The sequence below is a fragment of the Lunatimonas sp. genome, from assembly GCF_020832325.1.
GTDB lineage: Bacteria > Bacteroidota > Bacteroidia > Cytophagales > Cyclobacteriaceae > Lunatimonas.
Genome location: NZ_JAFIEU010000051.1, coordinates 114,616 through 140,954, shown reverse-complemented (window position 1 = coordinate 140,954; position 26,339 = coordinate 114,616). Strand labels below are relative to the sequence as shown.

At 42.2% G+C, this 26,339-nt stretch carries 24 protein-coding genes; 2 read left to right on the top strand and 22 right to left on the bottom strand.

Annotated elements, in window-relative coordinates:
* Nucleotides 1–2: 2 nt before the first annotated feature.
* From JJU34_RS20715 to truA, 20 genes are all read right to left on the bottom strand, one after another.
* Nucleotides 3–1,016, bottom strand: coding sequence for a Gfo/Idh/MocA family oxidoreductase (locus tag JJU34_RS20715; protein WP_228694343.1), 1,014 nt, complete (start codon nt 1,014–1,016; stop codon nt 3–5).
* Nucleotides 1,013–2,041, bottom strand: a complete 1,029-nt coding sequence (locus JJU34_RS20710; RefSeq protein WP_228694342.1) for a DUF354 domain-containing protein — start codon at nt 2,039–2,041, stop codon at nt 1,013–1,015. The genes JJU34_RS20715 and JJU34_RS20710 overlap by 4 nt, the downstream gene beginning before the upstream one ends.
* The gene (locus JJU34_RS20705) at nt 2,038–3,036 is read right to left on the bottom strand and encodes a delta-aminolevulinic acid dehydratase (RefSeq protein WP_228694341.1); all 999 of its coding nucleotides are present in this window, start codon (nt 3,034–3,036) and stop codon (nt 2,038–2,040) included. The genes JJU34_RS20710 and JJU34_RS20705 overlap by 4 nt, the downstream gene beginning before the upstream one ends.
* Before the next feature lie 289 nt (nt 3,037–3,325).
* Nucleotides 3,326–4,339 (bottom strand): hypothetical protein, encoded by a 1,014-nt coding sequence (locus tag JJU34_RS20700; protein WP_228694340.1) that lies wholly within the window; start codon nt 4,337–4,339, stop codon nt 3,326–3,328.
* A 3-nt stretch (nt 4,340–4,342) separates the two neighbouring features.
* Entirely contained in the window at nt 4,343–5,668 is a 1,326-nt protein-coding gene (locus JJU34_RS20695) for a group 1 glycosyl transferase (RefSeq protein WP_228694339.1), read from the bottom strand.
* 14 nt (nt 5,669–5,682) lie between these two features.
* Nucleotides 5,683–6,672 (bottom strand): hypothetical protein, encoded by a 990-nt coding sequence (locus tag JJU34_RS20690; RefSeq protein WP_228694338.1) that lies wholly within the window; start codon nt 6,670–6,672, stop codon nt 5,683–5,685.
* A gap of 72 nt (nt 6,673–6,744) precedes the next feature.
* A complete protein-coding gene (locus JJU34_RS20685) occupies nt 6,745–7,269 on the bottom strand; it encodes a hypothetical protein (protein WP_228694337.1) in 525 nt (174 codons plus the stop codon).
* Nucleotides 7,270–7,987: 718 nt separating this feature from the next.
* Entirely contained in the window at nt 7,988–9,034 is a 1,047-nt protein-coding gene (locus JJU34_RS20680; protein ID WP_228694336.1) for a glycosyltransferase, read from the bottom strand.
* Nucleotides 9,035–9,249: 215 nt separating this feature from the next.
* Entirely contained in the window at nt 9,250–10,626 is a 1,377-nt protein-coding gene (locus tag JJU34_RS20675; RefSeq protein WP_228694508.1) for an MATE family efflux transporter, read from the bottom strand.
* A gap of 28 nt (nt 10,627–10,654) precedes the next feature.
* Complete coding sequence (locus JJU34_RS20670) at nt 10,655–13,024, bottom strand: tyrosine-protein kinase family protein (RefSeq protein WP_228694335.1); 2,370 nt, start codon at nt 13,022–13,024, stop codon at nt 10,655–10,657.
* Nucleotides 13,021–13,689, bottom strand: a complete 669-nt coding sequence (locus JJU34_RS20665) for a polysaccharide biosynthesis/export family protein (RefSeq protein WP_366512734.1) — start codon at nt 13,687–13,689, stop codon at nt 13,021–13,023. Before JJU34_RS20665 ends, JJU34_RS20670 begins: the two co-directional genes overlap by 4 nt.
* 503 nt (nt 13,690–14,192) lie before the next feature.
* On the bottom strand, nt 14,193–14,888 hold the full coding sequence (locus JJU34_RS20660) for a sugar transferase (RefSeq protein ID WP_228694333.1): 696 nt from the start codon (nt 14,886–14,888) through the stop codon (nt 14,193–14,195).
* 367 nt (nt 14,889–15,255) lie between these two features.
* Nucleotides 15,256–15,948: a sugar transferase gene (locus tag JJU34_RS20655; RefSeq protein WP_228694332.1), complete on the bottom strand. Its 693-nt coding sequence runs from the start codon at nt 15,946–15,948 to the stop codon at nt 15,256–15,258.
* A gap of 274 nt (nt 15,949–16,222) precedes the next feature.
* The gene (gene hemE, locus JJU34_RS20650) at nt 16,223–17,251 is read right to left on the bottom strand and encodes a uroporphyrinogen decarboxylase (RefSeq protein WP_228694507.1); all 1,029 of its coding nucleotides are present in this window, start codon (nt 17,249–17,251) and stop codon (nt 16,223–16,225) included.
* Nucleotides 17,252–17,340: 89 nt separating this feature from the next.
* A complete protein-coding gene (locus JJU34_RS20645; RefSeq protein WP_228694331.1) occupies nt 17,341–17,907 on the bottom strand; it encodes a hypothetical protein in 567 nt (188 codons plus the stop codon).
* Nucleotides 17,908–18,055: 148 nt separating this feature from the next.
* Complete coding sequence (locus JJU34_RS20640; protein ID WP_228694330.1) at nt 18,056–18,592, bottom strand: hypothetical protein; 537 nt, start codon at nt 18,590–18,592, stop codon at nt 18,056–18,058.
* 64 nt (nt 18,593–18,656) lie between these two features.
* A complete protein-coding gene (locus JJU34_RS20635; RefSeq protein WP_228694329.1) occupies nt 18,657–19,169 on the bottom strand; it encodes a hypothetical protein in 513 nt (170 codons plus the stop codon).
* A 2-nt stretch (nt 19,170–19,171) separates the two neighbouring features.
* Nucleotides 19,172–19,759 (bottom strand): hypothetical protein, encoded by a 588-nt coding sequence (locus tag JJU34_RS20630; protein WP_228694328.1) that lies wholly within the window; start codon nt 19,757–19,759, stop codon nt 19,172–19,174.
* A gap of 86 nt (nt 19,760–19,845) precedes the next feature.
* Nucleotides 19,846–21,621, bottom strand: a complete 1,776-nt coding sequence (locus JJU34_RS20625) for an ABC transporter ATP-binding protein (protein ID WP_228694327.1) — start codon at nt 21,619–21,621, stop codon at nt 19,846–19,848.
* Nucleotides 21,622–21,632: 11 nt separating this feature from the next.
* Nucleotides 21,633–22,379 (bottom strand): tRNA pseudouridine(38-40) synthase TruA, encoded by a 747-nt coding sequence (gene truA / locus JJU34_RS20620; RefSeq protein WP_228694326.1) that lies wholly within the window; start codon nt 22,377–22,379, stop codon nt 21,633–21,635.
* A gap of 112 nt (nt 22,380–22,491) precedes the next feature.
* Here truA and JJU34_RS20615 point away from each other — a divergent pair, with 112 nt between their 5' ends.
* Both JJU34_RS20615 and JJU34_RS20610 read left to right on the top strand, forming a co-directional pair.
* Nucleotides 22,492–22,971 (top strand): DUF4293 domain-containing protein, encoded by a 480-nt coding sequence (locus JJU34_RS20615; RefSeq protein WP_228694325.1) that lies wholly within the window; start codon nt 22,492–22,494, stop codon nt 22,969–22,971.
* A gap of 11 nt (nt 22,972–22,982) precedes the next feature.
* Nucleotides 22,983–24,095, top strand: coding sequence for an aminotransferase class I/II-fold pyridoxal phosphate-dependent enzyme (locus JJU34_RS20610; RefSeq protein ID WP_228694324.1), 1,113 nt, complete (start codon nt 22,983–22,985; stop codon nt 24,093–24,095).
* A gap of 3 nt (nt 24,096–24,098) precedes the next feature.
* Here JJU34_RS20610 and JJU34_RS20605 read toward each other — a convergent pair whose 3' ends face one another.
* Together JJU34_RS20605 and JJU34_RS20600 are read right to left on the bottom strand one after the other, a co-directional pair.
* A complete protein-coding gene (locus tag JJU34_RS20605) occupies nt 24,099–24,560 on the bottom strand; it encodes a polymer-forming cytoskeletal protein (protein WP_228694323.1) in 462 nt (153 codons plus the stop codon).
* Nucleotides 24,561–24,782: 222 nt separating this feature from the next.
* Nucleotides 24,783–26,321, bottom strand: a complete 1,539-nt coding sequence (locus tag JJU34_RS20600) for a YifB family Mg chelatase-like AAA ATPase (RefSeq protein ID WP_228694322.1) — start codon at nt 26,319–26,321, stop codon at nt 24,783–24,785.
* Nucleotides 26,322–26,339 lie beyond the last annotated feature (18 nt).

Sequence of the window (26,339 nt, the reverse complement as noted above, 5' to 3'; positions counted from 1 at the left end):
TTTTATACCGTTGAATCTGAAATCAATAATCCAATCACCTCATCAGTAAATGAGGCTGTTCTAAATGTACTTTTATTTTGAATCGAACGATCTTCGATGCACTTTACAAAATGATCTATCTGCGAACTGTATTCCTCACCCCTCAGATAGAAATCTACTGGATCAGTAAGATCGGTTAAATATTTGACAGTCCACCCTTTTCGTAACTTTTGCTTTTCGTTAGCTTCCTTAAGGTAAATCTTAACCTCTGTTGCATCTGCAATGATTTTTCCTTTTTTACCCAATATCGTTACCTGTGTATTCATCTTGCGGTGAGTCTCATCGCTCCAATTCACAGATAACTGTCCTGACAGCCCATTCTCCAACTCTAGCGTACTGTAAACTGCGTCCTCCACTTGTTTGGAATAGATGCTTTTCAACTTAGTTCCACCAACTTTCACCCCTCTTCCACATAAAAAATGAACTAAATCAATGGTATGAGAAGCATAGTCATACAGGCAGCCACCACCTTGACCTTTTTCAGATCGCCAAGTGCTGCCTTTTTCGCGAAGGACTACGGGCCCATACGATTCCCCCAGAAAATGATAGAGCTCCCCAAGTACATTTTCTTTCAACAAGCGTTGAACCTCTTGAAACGTACCAAGGAATCTATTGTGATATCCTACCTGATTGACCAGCCCAAGTGACTCCGCCTTTTCTGCGAGAATCCTGCCCTCTGAGGGCTTTAACGAAAAGGGCTTCTCGCAAAATACATGTAGGTTGTTGTCTAATGCGTAATGTACCATCTCCGAATGGTACTTGGTCGGAGAAGCAATCACTACACATTGAAGATCAGACGTATCTATCATCTTCTTGTAATCAGTAAAACACGCAACAGACGTGTGTTTCGTGAATCCATCTATCACTAAGGTAGAGGTATCACAAACTGCTACTAGATTAACGCGGGGATTTGCTCCCAAGATCGCGCAATGGGAAAGGCCCATTTTACCTAATCCGACAATTCCAGCTCTTATCATTTCTTAAGATTTAATAATTCAGACTTAAATAACTCATAGGCCTCTTTGCCCTTTTCTATTAGTAAAGCACTGTTAGCCCCTGCTTCTTTGGATTGATTTAGGATATTGTAAATAAAATCAAGGCTCAGATCCGGCTGATGAACCATATACCCATTTTGAATCAGAAACTTATCTACATCCAATAATTCCCCCTGATAAACCGAAATAGTAGGAATTCCTATCATACTCATTTCCCTAGTCATTGAACCACCGGCACCGATAAAAAGTCTACAATTGATCGCTACCTCGTCGAAGGGAATTGGATCAATTGGAACGTAAATTCCTTCAAATTTTGGCTGAGTATAGTGCTCTAGCTGCGAACGATCTCTAGCCAAAATAGTGACCTTATATTCCTTCTGTAACTCAAGTAATAAATCGTCTAAGAAGTTTAACTTTCCTGAATAATATTGCGCCGTCTGTGGTTCAGGACGGATGAAAATCACCTTTTGATCCCCTTCATGCTTCGACCGCTCTGCAATTATCTTGGAACCCTTGACCCATAGATAAACACCTTCTTTTATTCCTGGGTATTGGAAGGTTCTACTCATTCGTGCCCCTTGACGTTTGATCTTTTCAATAGACAAATTCTCAGGAATAAATATTTTATCAGCAAACAGAAAGCTGGGTATGTTTCCAATTGCATGCTCGTTGTCATTTGTATAAATGGAAGGAATTCCTAGAAGCCTGGCGGTCAACGGTAAGTAAAAACTGCTCTGACAAATGGCCACATCTACTGATCGCCCTTTTAAATAACTTCGCAGTTTATGAATTCGAGAAGGAAATGCGACTAGCTTCTTCCAAAGGGATTTATCTACTCGGTCTCCAACAATTTGGTGGGCCCAGCCTTTTTGCCTTACCAGCTTTACCGTATTTGCCGAATCTCTACAGGTGAGAACAAACTCGTGACCTCTACTTGTCAGCTCTTCGATTAGAGGCTCAAAAAAACTCACCTGAGGGCTATTAATAAAATCGATCCATATCTTCATCGATCTCCTCCCTTTTTGTCCTCCAACTGATAAATACTTAGCGCTAAAAACATCCAAGCTTGGGACCATCTCATATAAGAAATCTTAGAGGTGAAAAAGCGGTTAATTTGATAGTAGAAATATCCCTCAGGATCCTGCATATGATCGATCGTCCAAGCCAATACCTTTTGCGCCATTTCTTTATATTGCTGAAAGAGGCCTAGTTTATGAAGAGTAATAATAAGCTGGGTAGGGGCATGTATATCTATTGGATATATGCTATCACTGTAGTATTTGGGAATTCCTTCCTCAGTGAAAAACGTATTCAAATAGTAATCCAAGCCCTTGTTCAAACATTCAGAGAACTCATCTGACTCAGCATGCTTTAAAAACTCCGCTATGCACTCTAGGTTATACCCGGTATGAAAATTATCTATCCATTGATGGAAATCATATCTACCATAGGACCATGCACCATTGTCTTGTTGATTTTGGCAAACAAAAAGCACCGACTTTCTTGCTTCTTCTATTAACTCAGGTTCCTTTGTGAAACTGTAGACACGAGACAATAATCTAGAACCTAACAAGGACGCATTGTAAACGACACTTTGATCAAGAGGAGAATAGGAAAACGAAAATGCTTCCCGCTTCTCATCATAGGTTCTATTTAGATCCTTCAGGATGAAATCACAAGCACTTCTAGCGGTGTCTAAATATTTCTTGTCCGAAGTAGCCTCATACGCGTCCAAAATTGCCGATCCAATAAACGTAGTCGCTACGACTGTTGGCGTGAACTTTGGTTGAAAAAACGCTCTAGACTGCCAGTCAAAATTGTACCCCCAACAACTTCCGGACCAATTTGGAGTTTGCATTTCCAACAATAGGTCCGAAAAATGCCTGATTTTATCAAGATACTCTGGCTTGGGCTCTATCTTGTAAAGGATACAAAACGATTGAAGAAACAACCCCACTGCCTTTGGATTATATTCTTTATCTATTCCGACGTATTTACGCAAATTAATGGGGGAACGCTTAAAAAACTGAGTCCAGGCTAACTTAACCAGTGAATTCTTCGAAATCACGGGGATCCTATTAAAAAACCTGCTATTCAGGCTGTCATATGGATCGTAACCCTTATAATTCTCCCTGTCACAATATGTAAACAGTCTTAAGTACGAATCTTTTATCTTTTTGTCCTTAAAATCAGATTCCATCAAATTGCCAACGTTAAATAATAAACATAATTACAGAAAAATTTTGAATTTTCCTCACAATAGTCCTGTCAGTTTGACCATTTCAATATTTTTACCGGGGCTCTATTGCTATTTCCGAAACCTGATCTATGAAACAATCCCAACTATTTTCAAGGTAAAATTTCTCTCTCATTTGAAATGTTAAATTTCTGTTTTTATCATAAGCCTCTACCATTATAGGGATCTCGGAAAAATCCTGAAAGACCTGAACACATGGAAGATAGCTTAAATCCTTGAAAGCCGCATAATCCGGTCCAATTATCTGCGTATTCATCCGTAAGGTATCCATCAATGCCCCCGAACTAATAACCGTTTCTGACATATAAGTAAACAAAACAAATTTTGACCTTGATGCAAATTGTGATAACCTTTCCAATGGGTATAGCTGATCGAAAAAGGTGGTGTTTTCAGTTAAATTCTCCAGAACAATCTCCTTGTATGCCTCATCAAAGCACTTCCCAACCAACAAGATTTTCAGTTGACTAAATTCGAGACTCTCCTTGGCAAACTTGAAAAAAAGGTCGATCCCTTTGTATTTGTGAATCGCTCCCCATATCATCAAATCAAATTCCCTCTCAACTGGTTCCTCATCTTTAAAGGGAGGTAGCATCGGATGAAGCAAAAACGTCACCTTTTCGGCGGCAAAGGGATAGTTGGTATTAACAAATGTCAGCCCTTCCTCTGAATGGGTCAAAATATGATCCGATTTCTTCATCATTAACATAAACATACGTTTGGTTCCCCCCCCCGTCCCACGATAATGCGACCCTTTATTATGCAGCACCCAAACAATTTTTTTGCCAAAAATACGCGCTAACGTTAAGAACCTTCTTAAAAAAAACACCTGTAGACTACCAAATCGTTTTTCCTCGATAAATTCAATCCAGTTTAAAATGAAGACGTCGGTGCGAAAAAATAAAAAATAAAGATTTAAAACACCGCGATGCGGTGTCTTTGCATTCACAATCTTAGCAGACCTGGAAAACGCGATTCTAAAGTGCTCCATGTAGGGATTTGGAGAACCTTTGACCTTCTGGTTAAGTGGGTATAAAAACACATTTTGCATCACTTAGGGGTTATTCTTAGCTAATTGCACCAATTGCTCCATAAACTCTCTCCTAACCACTACCCCATCATGCCGGAGGCTTGCTATTGACATAGCGGTGGCAGCGAGGCGTTGTCTTTCCTGCTTTTGCAAAAGTAACTGATGCAACGCTCCACATAGTGCTTCGGAGCTCGGTTCAGTCACCACTCTGGCCCATTGGTAGTGCTTGGCATAGGTAACCAAAGCCATTTCATCGGGAGAGAATATCAAAACTGGCGTGCCACTGATCATATATTCCGAAGCTTTGGTTGGCATGGAATATTTAAAAAACTTTACCGACTCTTCCGAAAACTCATAGGGCAAAAACAGAATATCTGCTTGTCCAAAACGCATCGGTAGCTCTTCATAAGGCACAAACGCACGATGCTCCACTGCCTCGAATTCAGTCATCCAATCTTCACTTTCACTGGATTGAATCACAAAGCGTAGATCTAAACCAAACGTATGATTCAAAAAAGATACAGCTTCCGCCATTAACTTTAGTGAATTGCTAATTCCAAGCCCAATACGTCCTGCATACAAAATTTCAGGCGAACTCGAGAGATCATATGAACTACGTTGCCCCGACTTCCAGAACTCCAAGTTAATCGGATTGTGAAAAGTTTGAAATCTATACCCGTACCGTTTTTCATATTCCTCCCCCATGAGGTCACTAATAGACAGGTGTAATGTAGTATTCGCCAACACCTTTCGGAAATCGTAATCAATTTGCCTATACCAGTTTCTCCCGAGTATACTGCCCTTAGGAATCCACTCAACCCAGTCATCCATCATATGAAATACCATGGGCTTTTGTAGGTATTGTTGAATTAAAAAACAAAAAAGCAAATTTTCCCTGCGTTGCGCTTGGGCGTAAAGCACATCTGGATTATATTCCTGAATCCAGTCTTTCAATTCTTGAGACAATTCATAGGAGGAAATCTGATGGATTAGTCCCAACTTTTCTAAAGTTGGGTTCAGGTACTTCTTGATGAAGTTGACGCGCGCCGGTGATTTCTTCACCTGACTCACCCTTTCAGAGGAAGTGGAACGAAAGGAAACCCTACCTGAATAATACTTCCTTGCAATCACACGAAACGGAAAAACCCACCTGTGTTCTTTAGACCCCAACTGGTAGTAATTGGAACAAATAGAGGTTTGCGTGCTTTGATTGATAAGGTACGCTGGGCACACAACAGCAAGCTTATCCATGTCCCAATCCGAAAACAAATTTGTTAAGGTAATCCCTCCTCCTGTATTACTATTAAACGGCTGGTTTAGAATCAACACCTTGGGTAATTCGTTGCTCATATTCTTACCGATGCTTATTTTGTTAAAATATTGCTCTCGAGGTAGGTGGTAAACTTCTCAAATTCTTGCTGATTTCCTTCGTAATAAGATCGATAATTCGCAAGAAATATGGAAAATACCTCTCGGGGCGTTTCGGTTAAATCATAGGCTACCTCTATCTGCGCAAGGCGGGACTGTAGGTCTTCTACCCCCTCATAAACCACAAAGCAATCTGCCAGTGTGCCGGGACCGTGTATCTCTGGGTTTTCATCGAGCCTCCAAGCCATAGCCCAAGAGCTATCGGGCATAAATATGTAGGCCCCACAGCTTAGGCACTCCGCTATTGGAACACCAAAAGACTCTGGAAACTGGATAAAATAATAGGTGGCCTGTCTGTATATTTCCCGTATCTCGGCGATAGACATTGTTCCACTCAACGCCACAAATGGAATGCCCAAATTAGTCAACACTTGGATTTGCTCATTCCGAATATGTTCTCTGCCTTCCCTCTCAAAATCAACCACAGCAAAGGTGCGCGCTTTGCGTGCTGGCTTAAGCCCGGTATGTCTAAGGTACATTCCAATTTGATTCCAGGGTGGCGTTGGATTAGAACGGATCTCAGTAACGGATGAAACCACTAAATGCCAATCAAAAATGGACGCATTGTTGTGCCCTTCTTTCTTAAACATTTCCTCGATGGTAGGAGCATTTCCCAGATAGTAGACACCGTGGTACACCATGGGGATGTTTCCAAGAACTCGCTTCCCCTTTACAAAATCATATTCATCCGTTAAATAACACTTTGGACTCGTTTCTGCGATAATAAGTAGATCGTATGTCTTTAATTGCCTAACAAGCTTTCGGTCTCTGAAAAAGTTCAGCAGTCGATATCCATACCATGCCAAGCGAGAATACCGCTGCTTCACACTTGCATAGCCGAGCAGTCTCTTAAAAAAATCAATATCGTAATATGTAGAAACATGAAATCCCCGCTCCTGTAGAAATGCCGCCAAGCAGTCTGACAAGACCCTTGGGCTTGCAAAAGTCGGCTTTGTTACAATGGCTACTTTTAATTTCTCCACACCCTTAACCATACCTCAAGATCTAAAATAAACCCTTAACCCTTTTTCTGACAAATTCCGAATAGTATCTGAATAACAAATACCAACAGAAAACCATACGATCAAATAATTGAGAGCAAATACTTGAACAGTAGAAGGATGGGTATTAATTAACCAAAACAAAATCCAAAGAGCCGCTGCCTTTGATAGCGTATTTCTTGACTGAAATAAGCCCTTGTATATTGCCGGCAGGAAAATAAGAAGAAATAACACCAATTGGATCAGCCCCCCTTTTAAAATCATATTCAGGTAATCAGTCTCAATGGTCCCCCGATAGTTTCCCTCACTCATTGTCGGAGAATAATAGGCCCCAAACATCCCTCTACCAACTATCCAATCCAACCCCTCCATATCCTTGTAAAAGTAAACTTCCACCCCTGTGCGGGTATCTTCCGTACCTCTTTGTTGAAGAAAAGTAACAAACTCCGCATCTGAACTCGTAAGTAGGTACACCGCTACTGACCCCAAAACAAATAAAAATCCTCCGGATACCATAAACATTACCACTTTATATTTTGTGTTTATCCAAAAAAGGACAAATACTAGGAAAAGGCTTCCTACGGTCATAAAAAGCAAACCCCTCCTTGCCCTAACCAAAGCAAAAAAAATGCATAATAATAATATGCCCAGAGCAATAAGGTTTTTGGTTTTCGTATGGTATACATAGGTCATCAAGATAAAACTAACAGTAACCGCGAGAGTCTTGGAGAAATACTCCACAATATCACGGCTGAGAACGTTCTTCTCAGGTTCTAATAGAAAACCACGATACTTCAAGGAGTAAAGGACAAAAAACAGACCACTTATCAATATTACGCTAAAAATCTTTTTATAATAAATCAGCTTTCTGGGAAAAAGCATCACCCAAGGAACAAAATATAAAAAAGCCCCAAACCAAGGGTTCAAAATCATTTGCTTCAATGCGTCCTTATCAAAATAAAACCCTCTAAAAAAGATGAAAAACGCCCAAAAAACAATCAAGAAAAATACTATTTTTTGATACTGATTATCAAACTCAAACTTAATGAGTCTAAATGCAGCTGGGACCATCAGCAAAACACCCAATATCTGAATAGACTGAAAAACTATATAGTTAATCTGACGGGTTGCAGTTATGGTCCACGCCAGCGTATACAGCAAAAAGCCTATCCAAAAGAGGTTAAGTGTGATGAGCTCTTCCCTATTGTAAGTAAGTAAAGACTTGACTCGTTGCTTTATGTTAGTTGTTATCTCCAACGCTTATTTCTTTTTCGATAAAGGAGACTAGATCCATGTGATGGCCCATAACAACATCAGTGTTGAATTCCGGCAACAGCTCTCCCACCAAACGGTTTTGCAAACAATATTCGATTCCTTTGCTGAAGTCCTCTGCGTCCTTATAATTCGCAACATATCCATTTTTACCATGGGAAATCATTTCCGGAATCCCTCCCGTATCAAAACCAACTACTGGAGTACCACAACACAAACTCTCAATGATCGTAGTAGGAAGATTATCTGCCAACGACGGAGCCAAAAAAACATCGGAAGCATTGTATACTAAGTTTGTCGTGTAGTCATCACGAATAAATCCCATAAACTTGGTCGGAAATGGAATTGACTGCATAATTTCCTCCGTGGCGACACTTCCAAAAATCAACACACCAATCTTACTCCCTTCAACCCGTTCCGCCAATCTCGAAACTGCCTCTTTTAAATACATCCATCCCTTATAGGGGCTATGCACTTTATTTGCCCCAAAACAAATTACGAAATCGAACTCTTCCATGCCCAAAATACCCTTTGCAACACGCTTATCGAATGGCTTAAACCGCCTCCTATCGATCGGATTAGGGATCCGGAAAACAGGCTTATTCATAGTAATCTCCGACCTTTTTGCCAGGTCGCTCAACCAATGGCTGGGGGAAACGAAAAATATATTATTGAATGATGCGTACAACCTCTTTTTTTCCACATGTTGACGAAACGCTGTATCGACTTCTTTATCTTCGGGAAAAATCGGGCAATTCCCACATTGGGTCAGAAATTTATCACAGTCAAAACTATAGGAACAGCCCCCGGTAATCGCCCACATGTCGTGCAAGATCATTACCATTGGCTTTCCTAGCGCTGCTATTTGCTTTAAATTGCGTACACTGAGAAAACCTCCCAGTATCCAATGAACATATATTATATCGGCTTTTTGTACTAATTCATGACCACTTATGTCAGATCCCAAGAATGAAAGCGAAAATGCACCAGCATCCTGCGGTTTTTTTCTGGTCAAAAAATCCTGGATTTTTTGATTTACCTTACGCAAATTCTTTGCGAACTTCCCTAACGAAACAATCCTTGGGTCACCCTGTACGTCTGAATGGAGGGACAAAACGTACGAATCGAAACCGTACTCCAAAAAGGCCTCATGCAATCGAATGGTGTAATTGCCCGAAGGACTACTCCCAAACTGCAAATGAACTATTCTCTTTCCCTTAATATCCCCCACTACTTTATCCATATCCCTCTTCTTTTCTTATATACAATTAAGTAATATTGAATTGGTGCAATCAAAATCCCGTTAAAATTAGCAATCAGGGAAGCGATAAACAATGAGTACACTCCCATCTCATAATATTTTATCATTAATATTGCGACTCCAATGTAAACAATTGGGCTTAATATGCTGCACCAAAATTGAATCCTCAAAGCGCTGATCCCGTTCAGAAAGTTGACAAACAGGTTTCCGAACATAAAGGATAAAATAAACATAAACCCCCAAAATGAAAGTATGAAGTCTATTTGAACTTGTCCCTTTAACCAAATCTCATAAACTTGTGGAGAAATCAGCAGCATCCCTACCCCAACGAACACCAATAATCCGATTAATAGCATGTACTTTTGGATAGCAGTGCGGATCCATGCTATATCATTTTTAAGGAAAGCATCTGTGGAAGCTGACCAAAAAGGCGACAAGAATATACCAAAAGCCATGCCCAAAATATTAAAGTATTTGTAAACTATATTGTAGGACGTAACTTCATATGTCCCGAAATTTTGAGCAATGATAATATTGGCTGACTGATATTGAATCAAGCCCGCAATACTTATAATAAAAAAAACCAGCCCTAAATTGAATAAACCTTTGGATTCCCTAAGATCAACGGCAGACCAACTTGGGCGGAAAGACTGATATGTCCCGCGAAAAAAAAATAAATTAGCCCCAACAAGAATAAGAATGGGAGATAGACAAAGTGCCATCCCCAAGTTAACCAGAGATCCTTCAGTTGTTTTTACCAACACAACTATAAATAATAACGAAAAAACCTGACCTAAAAGATCAATAAGCGACCCTTTAGCTGGATGTTGATCTGCTGTCAACATCGTATTAATGATTCTCAATACAAACTGAAGGCAAAAATAGGTGAAAACGATAACAGCTAAGGTCGATACTTCATTCCTCATCTCACTGGTAACATTCAGAATCTGTACCCAGTCTAAAAATGGATTAACAATCAAAAACACAACCCAAACAACCGTAAATATTAGCGCTAAAATGAAATAGGTCGTACTGACATACATTCGAGCAGCCTTAATATCTCCTTTCGCTCGAGACTCGGCAAACTTATTCCGCAAACCATGGGTAAGGCCAACGTTGAAAAAACTAAACCACCCGACAATCGAACTAAGCGTAAGCCAAATCCCATATCGGGTAGGATTAACATAGTCTATTGTCAGGGGAACAATTACCAAACTGATTACAATACTCCCCCCTTTAATAAGAATAGACCCTAAAATATTCTTTTTGGCCCTAACAGTCCTTTCCTTACCATCTGTAAGGAAGCGACCAACCCTTTCCCTAATAAAACCCAAAACACTCCTCATCAAAAATGCTCACAATACCTTAAAAGAATTAAGAATAAGCCTTCCTCCTCTTTCGGTTCTTTACATCATCGTATCCATACCCATAAGCGTATCCGTAATACCCAGCCCCAATTTTTGTATCATTTGCGACAAAATACATCCTGTTGAGTTTTTTGTGTAGCTCCATTTCCTTCACGAAAACTAAATTCTCTTTAGCAGTAACATCGTACCGAACAATGAAAAGTGACAAGTCCACCAAGCGCGCCAAACTCAGCCCGTCGGATACCGTCCCAATGGGGGCTGTGTCTATGATAACAAAATCAAAATTACTCTTCAGGTAATCTAAAAGCTCTTCAACTCTATCGTTAAGCATCAATTCGGAAGGATTGTCGGGAATAGTTCCACAGGAAATCAATCTTAAATCATCTACCCCATCATAATTCTTGATAATGTCAGCTGGCACCAGCGATTTTTCATTTATAAAATCTGAGATACCCAACCCAGGATCCAAATTCAGGTTGTCGAACAGTGCAGGCTTCCTAAGGTCGAACTCCAGAACAACCACCTTTTTGCCCGTTAGACTTAGGCTGACTGCCAGGTTCAAGCTGAAAAAAGTCTTTCCCTCACCAGAAATACTGGAAGTCACCATTATAGTCTTATCAGGTTTACCATCCGCCAAAAATGAGAGGTTAGTTCTAATCAATCGAAACTGCTCAGCGATAGGACTTCTTCTATTTTTTGAAATTACTAAGTAATTTTTGTCCTGATTGTGGGAAATCTCTCCGAGAACCGGCCTATTAATAATCTCTGTGATTTCAGACTTCTGGGAGATTTTATTGCTTAAGTTGGTTTTCAAATAGACAAATGCAAAGGGAAATCCAAATCCAAGAATTATTGCCAAGCCATAATAAAGCGGCTTATTTGGTTTAGACGGCATACTTCCCGCCGAAGCAGTATCTATTACCCGCGCATTCGCAACTGTAGTTGCAGCAAGTGATAACTCTGATTCCTCACGTTTTGACTGAAGATACAAAAACTGATCTTGCTTTCTGCTTTGCGTACGCTGCAGCTCTAACAAACCACGTTCGATTTCAGGAACTCTCGATATACGCCCATCGATCTGCCGAATATTCTGGGACAGGTTCCTGTTCTCAATTTCCAAACTATTCCGAATATTACTGATATTTGCCTTTATATTTCTTTTGAGAGATGCCAATTCGTCCTCGACATTCATCATGATAGGGCTGTTGGGCTGTACTGTTCGAGAAATTCTAGCTTTTTCGCTTTGAAGCTGATTAAATTTTGAAATCAACTGAGACAGTGTTGCATCAGCGATAGAAAGCGTACTGGGCACCTCCACGTCGGAACCATCGGAGTTGTCCAGATATTTTTCAATCGATGCCAGCACCTCCATTTGAATCCGGTTTCTCGACAGGTCAGCATCATAGGATTTCGAATTTTCCACAAACGCGGTGTACTCAATCCCCAACCCTGAAATATTATTTTGCCGCTTATAAACCTCTATCTCACGCTCGACCTCCTTTAATTCATCGATCAAAGAAGCTAGCTGATTGTCAATAAAAGCAATGGTGTTTTCCGCGGTAGTATTCTTTTCCCTAACCGCCTGTTTATTATAGACCTCAATCACCTTGTTGATAACATCCTTTCCCTTCTCAGGAACTGCATCAAACAAACTAAGCGTTAAAACAGAAGCAAACTTACTAGACAGGGAAACTCGCATTTTTGCGCTGTATGCGCCAGCCAGATGGTCTTTGTTGTTAAAGAAAAACAATACATCTTTAGGGGAAAACGCAGAAAAAGACTCCGATTTCTGGATAGAAAATGCCCCATACCAATTGCGCAAAGTGTCTCCGTAAGCATAAGGCCGATAATCGCCATTTTCTAAGAAAAGCAACTTGTCGCCTTCCAATTTCAAGTATATGGCCCAATCATCCGGCTCTTCTTCAATGATACTATTGATCTCATGTACTTCTACCGAAACGGGCACCTGCCATCCATATATCTCCTTACGTCGTGAGTAGGAATCCTCGACATAAAAGGTTGTTTCGAAAGGCAACTCCTCCATCACATCCCGCATTAGGCTGTAGGAACCCAAAACCTCAATTTCGTTTTCAATCTGTTTAGTAGTCTCAAATCCTTCCAGTTCACTGAATACGATATTCTGGGAAAAATCAGAACTCTTATCCACCTTGATCATTATGGAGCTGGACACATAATACATCGGAGTTGAAAAAAAGACATACACATAGGCTAGGGCCCCGAAAAACAGAACAGAAATCAAATACAGCCACCAATACCTAAGATATTGGAATATCACCTGTTTGAAATCAGTGGATTTAGCGTTATCCTCCGTAAATCCATCGAGCAACAAGTCCGATAAAATATCTTTGTTTTTCATCTGCGTTCTAAATAAATCCTCAAATTAAATATTAATGCCAGCAGCAGACTGGTTGATATGCCTACCAACGACAATGAACGCTGATTGGTGGACGCTTGAACGGCTTTAATTCTATCGGGCTCAACATAAACCACGTCATTTTGTTGCAAGTAATAGTAAGGAGATTCCAGAAACTCCTTACTGTTTAAGTTTACGCGGGTGGCACGTCGCTCTCCGTCCGTTTCACGGATAATTAAAACGTTCTCCCTTTTTCCGTACATGGTCATATCACCTGCCAAACCCAAAGCTTCCAATAAACTTACCTTTTCAGTTGGTACTACCAAGGTCGATGGACGGTTCACTTCCCCAATCACCGTTATTTTGAAATTAATGAACCTAATGTTGACGATTGGATCCTTCACATATTCAGAAACCTTGTCTGTCATCATCGCTATCGCCTCGGTCTTTGTAAGGCCCTCTATCTGTATTTTGCCGAGAACGGGAAAGTTAATCTCTCCCTGTTCATCCACTAAATATCCTTCATTCAAAGCCCGCTGTGCCTGGGTAAGTCTTCCCTCCACTCCTGTATCCATTATGCCAGCGTTGAATAATAAATTAGATTCCTCGCTAGCACTACTTACCGTTATCTTTAATAGGTCATCTTTCTGAATTTTTGGCTGAACCATTTCAGAATACCTCACCGAATAAACATCAGACTCACTTATATCGCTGAAAAAAACCAGATTTCGACTTGCGCAACCCATACTCCCCCAAACCAACAAAAAAACAACAAGCCAATTTCTCATAATACGCTTCGTTAAAATTAGAATAGACGTAAATTTAATTCTTTTCAAATATAAATTTTGGATTTTTTTAAAATGAAAACAAAATCGAATAAGAGAACAAGCCGTTTTCCTTTATGTCGGAAAAAAAATCGCTGAGAATCCATCCTAAAGAGCGATCGAACAACTGATCTCCTTTCGATCAAAACTAATGCCAAGGAAAACAGGACCGTGCTAAACACCCTGAACTTTGCGCTGTTTCAATGCCCAAATCTAGCAGAAAATCATTAACTTATCAAACATTCCACCTATGGTATCTTTTCTGAGACTCAAATGGACAAACGAAAGATACCAACTCGAAACTTCGGTGTAATTCACCAAACTAATAAGGTAAGTAAATTTATCGGTCAATAGGCATTCTCATTGCCCAAAACCAGCAGTTTGATCGTAGTCCATATAATCTTTAGGTCAAAAAGCAAACACCACTTCCTTACGTAAAATTCGTCCAATCGATACCTGAAATAAATATCATTGAAGTTTCTAATCTCTCCCCTAAAGCCCTTTGATTGAGCCAAACCTGTAATACCAGGTTTTACGTTATGGCGAGACATAAAATTATCAATCTCTCTAGCAAACTCCATGTTCATGGGCACTGCATGGGGACGCGGACCTACGATAGCCATCTCACCTTTCAACACATTAAATATCTGAGGCAATTCATCGATACTACTCATCCTCAAAAACCGTCCGACTACAGTTACTCGGGAATCTCCCTTAGTTGCTTGCTTAATATCTGCTTCTTTGTTGACCACCATTGTCCGAAACTTGTAACAAAAAAATGGTTTATTGTTTAACCCGTGCCTCTGCTGTTTAAAAAGAATAGGACCTTTAGAGGTCGCCTTAATGGCTATCGCCACCAAAGGAAAAAGCCATGACATTACAAAAACAATCGTAAACGATGAAATCGCAAGATCAAGGACCCTCTTTGCAAAAACCTTTTTTGAATCTGATAAACAACCTTGATAATCCTTAACGTGAGACTCTGCTCTTTCAGCTTTCTCAAATAATTGGCCAACACCCCTCTTCACTAGCACATTTTCCATCACATTAGCAGTTATAATTTGCGTTACCTACACGATAATTTTTAAAAAACATAAATGTATATTTGAAATACATTTTTACAAATGTAAAACCTTACCAGTTCTGTTCCAAACGATTTGCCAATTATTTGAAAAACTTTTTTTGGTATATGTAATACATTTTTAAATATCTAAAAATCTTTAGGTGTGGAAAACTCGAACATTCCTAAAATAATCGAGCCGAAACAAAGATTCTACCAAAATAAAATATCGAACTACAGGGCAAAGACGGTCAATTTTCGCTTAAGTACCTTTTGATCGATCGCCTTCGACAAAACCGTTGCATATCAACAAATGAAGCCTAAAAGGATTCATACAAAGGCTCAACTTCTCAATAAGCCTTCTCTCGCTTGAACAGCACCGTAAAAATAGTCCAATAGAGGATCTTAAAATCCAACAAAAAACACCAGTTTTTAATGTAAAAATGGTCCAACTTGATCCTACCGTAAATATCATAAAAACTCTCAACTTCGCCGCGAAAACCTCTGCATTGCGCAAGTCCTGTAATTCCTGGTTTTACAACATGCCTGAACATATAGTTCTCTACTTCCTTACCAAACAATTCATTCATAGGAACCGCATGAGGCCTAGGACCTATTAGAGACATTTCTCCTTTCAAAACATTAAAAAGCTGCGGCAGCTCATCTAAACTAGTACGTCTCAAAAATCTTCCAAATTGGGTTACTCTTGGATCTTCTTTTGTCGCTTGCCGGGAGTCCGCGTCTTTGTTAATCCGCATCGTTCGGAATTTATAGCATTCAAAAATCATGTTTCCCTTTCCATGTCTACGTTGCCTAAACAAAACCGGCCCTCTGGATGACAGCTTAATTCCTATGGCAATCAAAGGAAACAACCATACCATCACAAAAACAATCAAAAACAAAGAAACGAGTACGTCCATTGCCCTTTTCAAGGAAAGTTTAAATGGATCCGTAAAAAAAACATCTCCGTTTGCAGTCACAAACCCTGAGATGTTTGCATAGTAAAAGTCGGCATTTTTTGATCGCTGTAAAAACTTCTCCATACTGCTAACACTTAAAACTCCTTAACCACGACAAACCATTTTTTGTATTTAAAATACATTTATGCAAATATATTCAGCAATTACTTAGAATGCAAATGTTAACCCACCTACCATTTGCTAAATGTAACGCTCGAAAAAAAAACCGTAATCAGGATTAAGCTATGGTTTTGTATAATATCAAAAAACAAACCAAAAAGAATTCTACGTACGATTTATCCACGAAAAAAATTACTTTTCACGCTTAAAATCAATTTATTGCGCAAACCAAAAAAAATTACCTCGGGTAACTTTTTACCAAGTCAATAAAAAGCTTCACCTTTCCCGGATCTAAATCCGGGTACAGACCGTGCCCCAAATTGGCAATGTGTCTCGCACCACCAAAGGAAGCCATCATACGGGAAGTAGCCGCTTTGATAGAATCCTCTGAACCATAAAGTGCGGCGGGATCCAAGTTCCCTTGGAAGACCTTACGATTACCCACCAATTCCCGCGACTCGCTAATGTCCATATTCCAATCTAACCCAACTACGTCGCAGTTTAACTCACCCATCTCACGTCGAGCAAAAAAAGCGCCCTTAGCAAAAACTGTCACCGGTACCTCTGTAATGGCATTGCAGATGGTGTCTATATATTTCAGTGAAAACTCACGGTAGTGGTCCGGTGGAAGAATACCTGCCCAGGAATCGAATAATTGAACCAAGTTTGCTCCGGCTTCCACCTGGGCTTTGAGGTATTTCACCGTAGCAATCGTAATCATCTCCAACAGGGAATGCGCCAATACAGGCTCCTGGTACAACATAGCCCTGGCTTTCGAAAAAGTTTTGCTCCCGGAGCCCTCTACCATATAGGCAAAGATAGTCCATGGGGCACCCGCAAAGCCAATCAAAGGAACCCTTCCGTTTAGCCCCTTTTTGGTAATTTTTATTGCCTCCAACACATAAGACAAGCTGTCTTTGACATCAGGTATGTGAATCTTTTTTATATCCGACTCGCTGCGAACGGTATTCGGAAACCAAGGTCCACGCTTTTCGACCATCTCATACGGAAGACCCATCGCCTCTGGTATGACCAGAATATCTGAAAAAATGATCGCTGCATCCACCCCTAAAATATCTACAGGCTGAATAGTAACCTCTGCAGCGAGCTCCGGAGTCTTGGCCAACTCAATAAAGCCGCTAACGCTGTCACGTACCGCACGGTATTCAGGAAGTATCCTTCCTGCCTGCCGCATCAACCAAACGGGTGTTCGCTCTACTTCCTCCCCTTTGATGACGCGCAACAATAAGTCGTTTTTCAATTGCATGGCGCAAAGATACGCCATGATGCCCAAACAATAATAAAAAAACCCGGGATTGATGGTCGCCGGGTTTCTATATTAACAGAAGGTTAGTGTTAACGCTGCTTCAGCGACACGATATCCTTCTCTGTTTTACCAAGATACTTCATCACGCTATCAAAGTCACTCACGTCTATACGTGCAGCCGCCCCACCTTGGGCAAAAAACCCTGGCATGTAGACAATCCTGAAGTATTGATCTTGGGTAAATTGTGCAGCTAGTGTTGTGGGATCTATAGCTCCATCAATAAATATGGCCAATACCTGCGTGATAAATTCAAAATTATAAACCAAAATCCCATTCTCTAAATAAATGGTCTGAGGTAACAGCCTCCATATAGACCTCCCATCTTCGGTGATCCCAAATTCCCTAAACACTAAAAAGCCGTCATCTGCAAAAACCCCTTCTCCGAAATTGAATACAGCTGTAAAACCATTTTCTTCATTAAAATCCACTTCAGCCTCGAAAACCAAATCAACGAAGCTTACACCATCTTCTCCGTCTACCCCATCCCGGCCGTCTTGGCCGTCGAAACCGGGAGGACCTTGAGGGCCTTCCGGTCCCTCACAAGCCGGAAACAACGCGATTCCCAGCACCAATGCGATCAATAGAAATTTTTTCATACAAATAAATCTGATAGTTAATAATGTGAAGGTAAGGTAGAAATATAGACGTATATTTTTTTAATTCCAACAACTTTATATATCGACAAAAAAAAACAGCCCAAAAATAAGGAGCTGTCTTTTTATTTTTCTACGAACGCTTCTGAGATCAAAGCACGATTCTTGGAATATCCGATTCCTGAACGCCCATCAACCGCAACATGGCGTCCATATCATTGAAGTCCATACGTGCATTGATGAAGTCAGCCGGAAGAATCAATACACGGAAAACCTGATTTTGCAGCCATTCGGATCCTAGCGTAGCTAGATTAAAATTCCCCTCTAGATAAATGGAAAAATCAACTGTTGTAAAGTCATAGGAATAACTAAAGATACCATTTGGATGGTACTCTATCCGGGGTAGTGGCCTCCAAACGTCCCTTCCCTCAACCACACCTTCTAACCGATAAATCATAACCTTGTCGGATTCAAAGATCTCAAATCCATATTGGCCAAGGACGCTAAACCCTCCTTGCTGATTAAATGTGGCATCTACTTCAAAAACCTCACCCAGTATGGTAACACCGTCTAGTCCATCCATACCTGGAGGGCCTGGAGGTCCTACAGGGCCCTCACAACTACCCAGAAACGCTAGGGCCATTGCAAACAACGGCCACCTTATCAAACCTTCAATCTTTATCGTCATAGAATCAAACTTTTTACGTACAACAGCTACCTAAACTAAAATCATACCAAATTTAGAAAATCACTCATTCTTCTATCGCCAATGGAGCCCATACAGAAACCTCCGAGGCTCCCTGAAGCCTATCGATAAACACTCCCGACAACTCCAAGCCTTGCTCGTCGGCAAACGACTGTATTTGCGCCTTAACCGATAAGGGACTGGGCATCACAAACCGATGGGCACGGATTGTCGCCACAATTGCCTCGCGGCAGGAAACCGACATCCATTCGAATCCTTCTTCATGAGACGGCAGAACCGTACCCACAAAAACACGCATGGTATCCAGTTTTCCGGCTGGCTCTACCTCGTAAATCGTATGCAGAAAACTACCTGCATGATTTGAGATCAGACCTTCCACACTTCTGAACGTATCCCCCAGCGCTTCGTCCTGCGGCGTACCTTGATAGTACAACCCGGTTAGCCGAAAATCCTCACAGGTAGACATCTCTATTTCCAACGGGGCAAAACCACCCAAAAGGTAATAGACCCCTACCACGAATACCAACAGGCCTACTACTAGGATACCTTTCCTTTTCATCCTCAAAACAAATAACGAACCCCAATCCCTCCTTGAAGTTTAAGGTGCCCGGGACGGTCTATCAACTCCAGAAAAAGACCGACCTCTGCGAACACACTCATTGGGAGGTCCTGAAAAATATACTCAGAACCGATATACCCCTCCGGGCCCAAATCTATATTGGTTCTAGACTCGTTTCGGTAAACCGTCTGCTCGGCAGGATTCGGAGTGAAATACACGTAGTTCGTCCTTACACTTCGTAGTTGGGCACCCACACCAACATAGGCGAGCAGCGTGCCTTCCGTGATGTCAAACTCAGATGTTATGTCCTCGTGGTAGGCCACCCGGGCATTTAGAGAAAAGGCATCTGAGGCGGTATGGCCCTGATATACCGCCGAAGAAAGCGGGCGGTTGTTTTCGAATGCCCGTCGGTAATACGCTGCACTGTTAGGGCTTCCCCTGCCGATGAGCCCCTCTACCGAGAAGCGGTCATCCAGATCCGTCTTGTAGGTTATGGAGAAAGGTTCTCCCAATCGAAGCCCCAGTTGATGTTGCTGGGCATAGGAAAAAAATGGCGAAAACGCCAAAATCAAAAACAGTAGTTTTTTCATGAAGCAATGAATGTAATAATCTTGGTTTAGTTTTTTTTGAGTATAACGGGAAATCCCCCGGTACGATCATGTATGGCGGCGAAAATTTATCCCACAACCAAGGATTTCAGCTGCATCTGATGCAACTGGGCATAGTAGCCACCTTTTCGGAGCAGCTCCTCGTGAGTCCCGGACTCCTTGATTTCACCTTGGTGCAGCACGATGATCTTATCGGCCCGCTGAATGGTAGACAGTCTGTGAGCAATCACAATGGATGTGCGCCCCTGCATCATTTTTTCGATCGCCTCTTGTATCAACTCCTCTGTTTCGGTATCCACCGAAGACGTGGCCTCGTCCAATACAATAATCTCGGGATCATAGACCATCGCCCGTACAAAGGAAATCAACTGCCTTTGCCCAACGGAAAGCGTAGCACCTCTTTCCTTCACATCGTAGTCCAAGCCTCCAGGCAACCGCTCTATAAAGCGTCTAGCGCCAACCAAATCAGCCGCTGCCATTACCTGCTCCCGCGATATATCTGGATTGCCCAGGGTGATGTTATAATAAATCGTGTCTGAAAACAAAAAAACATCCTGTAGTACTACCCCAATGTGCTTTCTTAAGGTCTCCAGCGAATACTCCCGAATATCCCTGTTATCCAACAACAGGCTACCCCTATTGATTTCATAAAACCGACTCATCAGGTTAATTACAGAGGATTTACCGGCCCCAGTAGCCCCCACCAAAGCAACCGTCTCTCCGTGCCTCACATCGAATTGGATATTCTTCAATACCCATTCCTCGTCGTTATAGGCAAACCAAACATTTTGGAAAGAAATGTTCCCCTGAATTCGATCTGGCCTGAAAGATCCCTCATCGGGAATCTGTTCATTGTTCTCCAAAAGCTTAAAAATCCTAGCAGAACTCACCACTCCCATTTGCAATGTATTGAATCGATCGGCAATCATTCGGATTGGTCTGAAGAATAACTGCAGGTACATAATAAACGAAATGAGTATACCAACTTTCAATTCCAGATCAAACACTCCAGTGGCTCCGTACCACACTACCAACCCAATGCCGATCGCTTGAATGATCTCTGCAACCGGGTAATAGACCGAATAGTACAAAACAGACTTTAAATGTGCCTTGCGATGTTCCCGGTTTATATCTTTAAATTTTTCAAACTCCCTGTTTTCCCGGTTAAATATCTGAATGATATTCATACCCGTGATGTGCTCCTGGAGAAAAGAATTCAAATTAGACACGGCATTCCTGACCTCATTGAAAGATTCCTTTACCTTTTCCTTAAACACATACGTTGAGACGATCAGTAAAGGAAGCGTACTCAAACTGACGAGGGTGAGCTTCCAATCTACCCAAAACATGACTATCAAAATAGCCACCAATTGCAGTAAATCCCCAATGATAGATGCCAAACCCTGACTGAATACGTCTGCGAGCGTTTCAATGTCCGAAATACTCCTAGTCACAAGGCGCCCGATGGGAGTATTATCGAAAAATTTCAACCGCATTTTGAGCAGGTGCCGATAAAGCTTCGTGCGGATGTCCCGTATAATGACCTGACCTATCCATCCAGATAGATAGGTATGTCCAAACTGAACGATGGCATGCAACACCAGCAGACCTACCAAAAAGCCTGTGATTCTCAACAACCCCATCCCATCCCCAACGCTAACGTAATCATCAATCGCAATCTGAATCAACAAGGGCCGTGTAGGTGCTAAAACCGCTAAGGCCAATGTCAAAACCACCAAAAAATAGAAATGTCGCTGATAGGGCCTTACGAACAGATAAAGTTTTTTCAGGACATCCATGTCCAGAATTTCGCCACTACTTACGTTTTCTTTCTCTAGACTCAAAATCTTACTCGTTAAATAAAAATATGACTTGGATAGACCACCTTCGATAAGTACAAGCCCTGTGGCGGGGCTGAAGCACCCGCAGCTACCCTGCGTTTGGCCTGAATGATCTCCTCAAAATCGCCCAAACCCAATTGCCCCCTACCTACTAAAACCAAGGTACCTACAATAGCTCGCACCATACCTCTCAAAAACCGGTTTGCAGTTATATGAAAAAGCAAATGGTGGTCTTTTTGTTCCCAATAGGCATTTTTTATTTTACAACGAAAATGCTTCGTCTCCGTCTTTATTCGGCTGAAAGACTCAAAATCATCGTAGTTAAGGAGCAAATCCGCCGCGAGGTTCATTTGGGTTATGTCCAGTTCATAAAAACACCTCCATACTAACCCATCTTCAAAGGGGTTTTTTCGCATTCCGATCACATATTCATAGCTCCTCCACTGGGCTGCGAAACGGGCATTCGCATCGTCTTTCACCTCATACACTTGGAATACACCAATATCAGGAGGCAATACCGAATTGATCTTTTTCAGAAAGTCATTCTTGTCACCAATGCTCAAACATTCAAAGTGGGCAAATTGTTGCTTGGCGTGGACTCCGGCATCGGTTCTACCACTGCCCATTATCTGAATTGGCGTCCTCAGGATTGTAGATAGGGCTCGCTGTACCACTTCCTGCACCGAAGTAGCGTTTTCTTGGATCTGCCACCCGTGGTAATTTGTGCCCTGATAGGCCAACTCCAGAAAATACCTTTTCATCAACTTCCTTTTGGTTCACAAAGATACGCCAACCCTGAAAATTAAAGCTGCTTTCGGCGTAAACCTTGCGAAAAATGATTTTCCGAACTTACTTTGTTTAAATTTATAAAAAATGATACAACGTCTTCAATCCGTTTTTCTGCTGTTGGTAGCAATCACCATGTTTTCCTTGCCGTTTCTTACCATTTGGGTACAGGTCAATCCTTCCCAAACCGAGCAATTGAAGCTCACCTCATGGGCACTGGTGACAACATCCATTAATTCCGGGCAGATTATCGAACACAACAATAACTACCTCATCGGTATATTGGCGGTCGTGGCCGGTCTCATAGCTGTCTACAGCTTACTGCAATATAAAAACAGAACCAGGCAGATGTTTTTAAACATGATTAATTCCTTGGTTATGGGAATATGCTTGGGAGCCACGGTTTTCATCACCTACAATGCAAACGAAACGTTTAATCCAGAGGCGACAGGTGCCTACATCATTGGGTTTTATGCGATCATCTTTGCACTTATCATGAATATGTTGGCCAACCGGTTTATCCGTAAAGATGAGATGTTGGTTAGGTCGGTGGATCGCATCCGGTAACCCTCACACCTATGAAACCGGAAACCGCCGCTATCCATCTTTCCAATCAGGTCAATGACCTTTACCAGCCCGTGATTCAACCGATTACACTTTCTACTACCTACTTACACGGAGAAAGTTCGCTGGTGTATGGACGATTTGCAAATCCAAACCGTGCTTCATTGGAAAGGGTAATGGCTGCTTTGGAGCTTGGCAGGGAAGCAGCTGCATTTTCTTCGGGGAATACTGCTGGCATGGCGGTTTTTCAATGCCTCGAACAGGGCTCCCATGTGGTCGCGCCATTGGATATGTACCACGGACTAAAAAAACAGCTCTTGGAGGTATTTCGGGATACTCTTGCGGTGACTTTTGTCGATATGACGCAGCCGGAGCAGGTTAGATCGGCCATCAAACCTGAGACTAGCTTAATTTGGGTCGAAAGCCCTTCCAATCCATTGATTCAGATCACAAACATTCCTTTGATTGCACAGATAGCGAAGGAAGCCAAGGTAAGGATGATCTGCGACAACACGTTTGCCACGCCCATCCTGCAAAATCCCCTGACCCTTGGTGCCGATATGGTCATGCATAGTGCGACCAAATATATCGGAGGGCACAGCGATGTACTAGCGGGAATACTCGTCACCAAAGAAGCCGATGAATTCTGGCAAAGCATCAAAACTGTTCAGGCCATAGGAGGGGCAGTCCCTTCTCCTTTTGACTGCTACCTACTATGCAGAAGCATCAAAACCCTCGCTTATCGAATGAAGGGACATTGCGCCAATGCGCAAGCAGTGGCAGAATACCTGCACCAACACCCACTGGTGGAGAAAGTTATCTACCCGGGATTGCCTTCTGATCCAGGCTATACGCTTGCAGGAGAACTGATGCGAGGGTTTGGCGGCATGGTCACTTTCTTGGTAAAGGGTGGAGCTAAAGAAAGTGACAGATTTGTACAATCTCTCCGTTATTTCAGCAATGCCACCAGTCTAGGGGGAGTGGAAAGCCTTATTGAGCGGAGGGCACACGTAGAAGGACCAGATTCGAAATCTCCGGAAAACCTCATACGCATGTCGGTGGGATTAGAAAACATAGCAGACCTCACGGAGGACTTAGCGTCTGGTTTGAAAACTTTAGGCAAGTGAACCCTATCGCTCTCCTACTTGCTTTAATGTCCTCCCTCCTGATAGTGATGTATTACTGAGTTTGATCATTTTCAGCTCTTTGAGTACAGGCTCTGCCTTTTGATTTTGCTCAATTCGCTTTACTGCACCTTCAAAATCTGATCCCGCCTCTATTTCTACGGAGGCAGAAATCACTTCTCCGCGAACCTTAGAGGTAGCGGTTAGTCGAGCCAATCCCTGTACGTTCAAATTACCTTTAACTTCACCCATCACACACACTTCATGGGCCCACACATCCCCATGTATGCAACCGGACGGACTAACCACCAACTTCTTTTTGGTTACGATTATCCCCTTAACTTCCCCCTCTATACGAATATCACTTTTGGAATGGATTTCTCCAGTCATGCTTAGACCGGCTGCAAAAACGGAGGTGGAACTGGCCAACCCTAGCTCTTCTTGAATTCTTTTATCTTTGGACCACATCGTTGGTTGTTGAGTAAAGTGACAATTGAGCCTAATCTACCCCTATCCCTCAAACGAAATCCACAGGCCTATCTCGTAATACGAGAACAAGGACAAACAAATCTTTAGTAGTTAGAAAAGGTGGGAGGCTGTTAAATTGCTGATTTAAAGGAAGGAATATTTTACAAAGATTCCAAATGAAACCCCGCGAAAATTGTCAAAAATTGCATATCTAATACCTTTTCAACCAGCCCAGCCCTCTCTATCCAAACTTCTATATTGAATAGCCTCTGCCAAATGCTCCACTTTAATCTCGTCGCTACACGCAAGATCGGCTATGGTCTTTGATACTTTTAGAATCCGATCGTAGGCCCTTGCTGACAGACCCAACCTCTCCATGGCTGTCTTGAGCAAGGCCTTCCCAGCATCATTGATCATACAAATTTCCTTTACCATGTGCGAGGGCATCATGGCGTTGCAATAGATTTCCTTTTGCCCGTCAAACCGGGTAACCTGCCTTTCTCTGGCTTTGGTGACCCGCTCTCTGATGGAACTGCTGGACTCGGCCTTTCTATTGGATGTCATCTCATCAAACCTCACGGGTGTCACCTCCACATGAAGATCTATGCGATCCAACAACGGTCCACTGACCTTGTTCAGATACTTTTGAACCACTCCCGGACCACAGACACACTCCTTTTCCGGATGGTTATAATAACCGCAGGGACAAGGGTTCATGCTGGCTATCAGCATGAAATTTGCCGGGAAGTCAACCGATACCTTTGCTCTGGAAATCGTCACCTTTCGCTCCTCCAAGGGTTGCCGCATCACCTCAAGTACCGTACGCTTAAACTCAGGCAGCTCATCTAAGAACAATACCCCATTGTGAGAAAGGGATATTTCCCCAGGTTGCGGATTTCCTCCCCCACCTACCAATGCTACGTCACTTATGGTGTGATGAGGCGAACGAAAGGGACGCTTGGCTATGAGAGATGCTTCTACCCCCAATTTACCAGCCACCGAATGAATCTTGGTTGTCTCTAAGGCTTCATGTAAGCTAAGTGGTGGCAGAATCGAAGGCAAGCGTTTGGCTAGCATGGTCTTTCCAGCTCCAGGGGGGCCGATCATAATCACGTTGTGGCCACCTGCAGCGGCAATCTCCATCGCACGCTTGATATTCTCCTGTCCTTGAACATCCGAAAAATCAAACTCATAGTCCGAAAGGGAATGATAAAATATATCGCGGGTATCCGTAATGGTCGGTTCAATGTCGGTCTTACCCTCCAAAAAATGAATAGCCTCCTCTAGATTATCTACACCGATGATGTCCAGGTTATTGACGATTGAAGCCTCCGCCGCATTCTCGCGCGGCAAAATAAACCCGCGAAACCCGCGCTTTCTACCCTCTATAGCAATGGGCAGCACTCCCTTGATAGGCCTCAGCTTGCCGTCCAAAGCCAACTCCCCCATAATGAGATACTCCTCCAATGCTGGAAAGACGACTTGTTCCGACGCCTGCAAAATCCCCATGGCGATCGGCAAATCATAAGAGGACCCCTCTTTTCGGATGTCCGCAGGTGCCAAATTCACTACCACTTTCTGCCGCGGCATCCGGTAACCAAAATATTTCAGCGCTGACTCCACTCGCTGCTGACTTTCCTTCACTGCGCTGTCCGGAAGGCCTACCATGTAAAAGCTAGTGCCCTGTCCTACATTCACCTCGATGGTAATCAGCTTGGCGTCCACTCCGGACACCGCACTACCAAAAGTTTTTGCAACCATCTGAAAACTCGTTTAAAA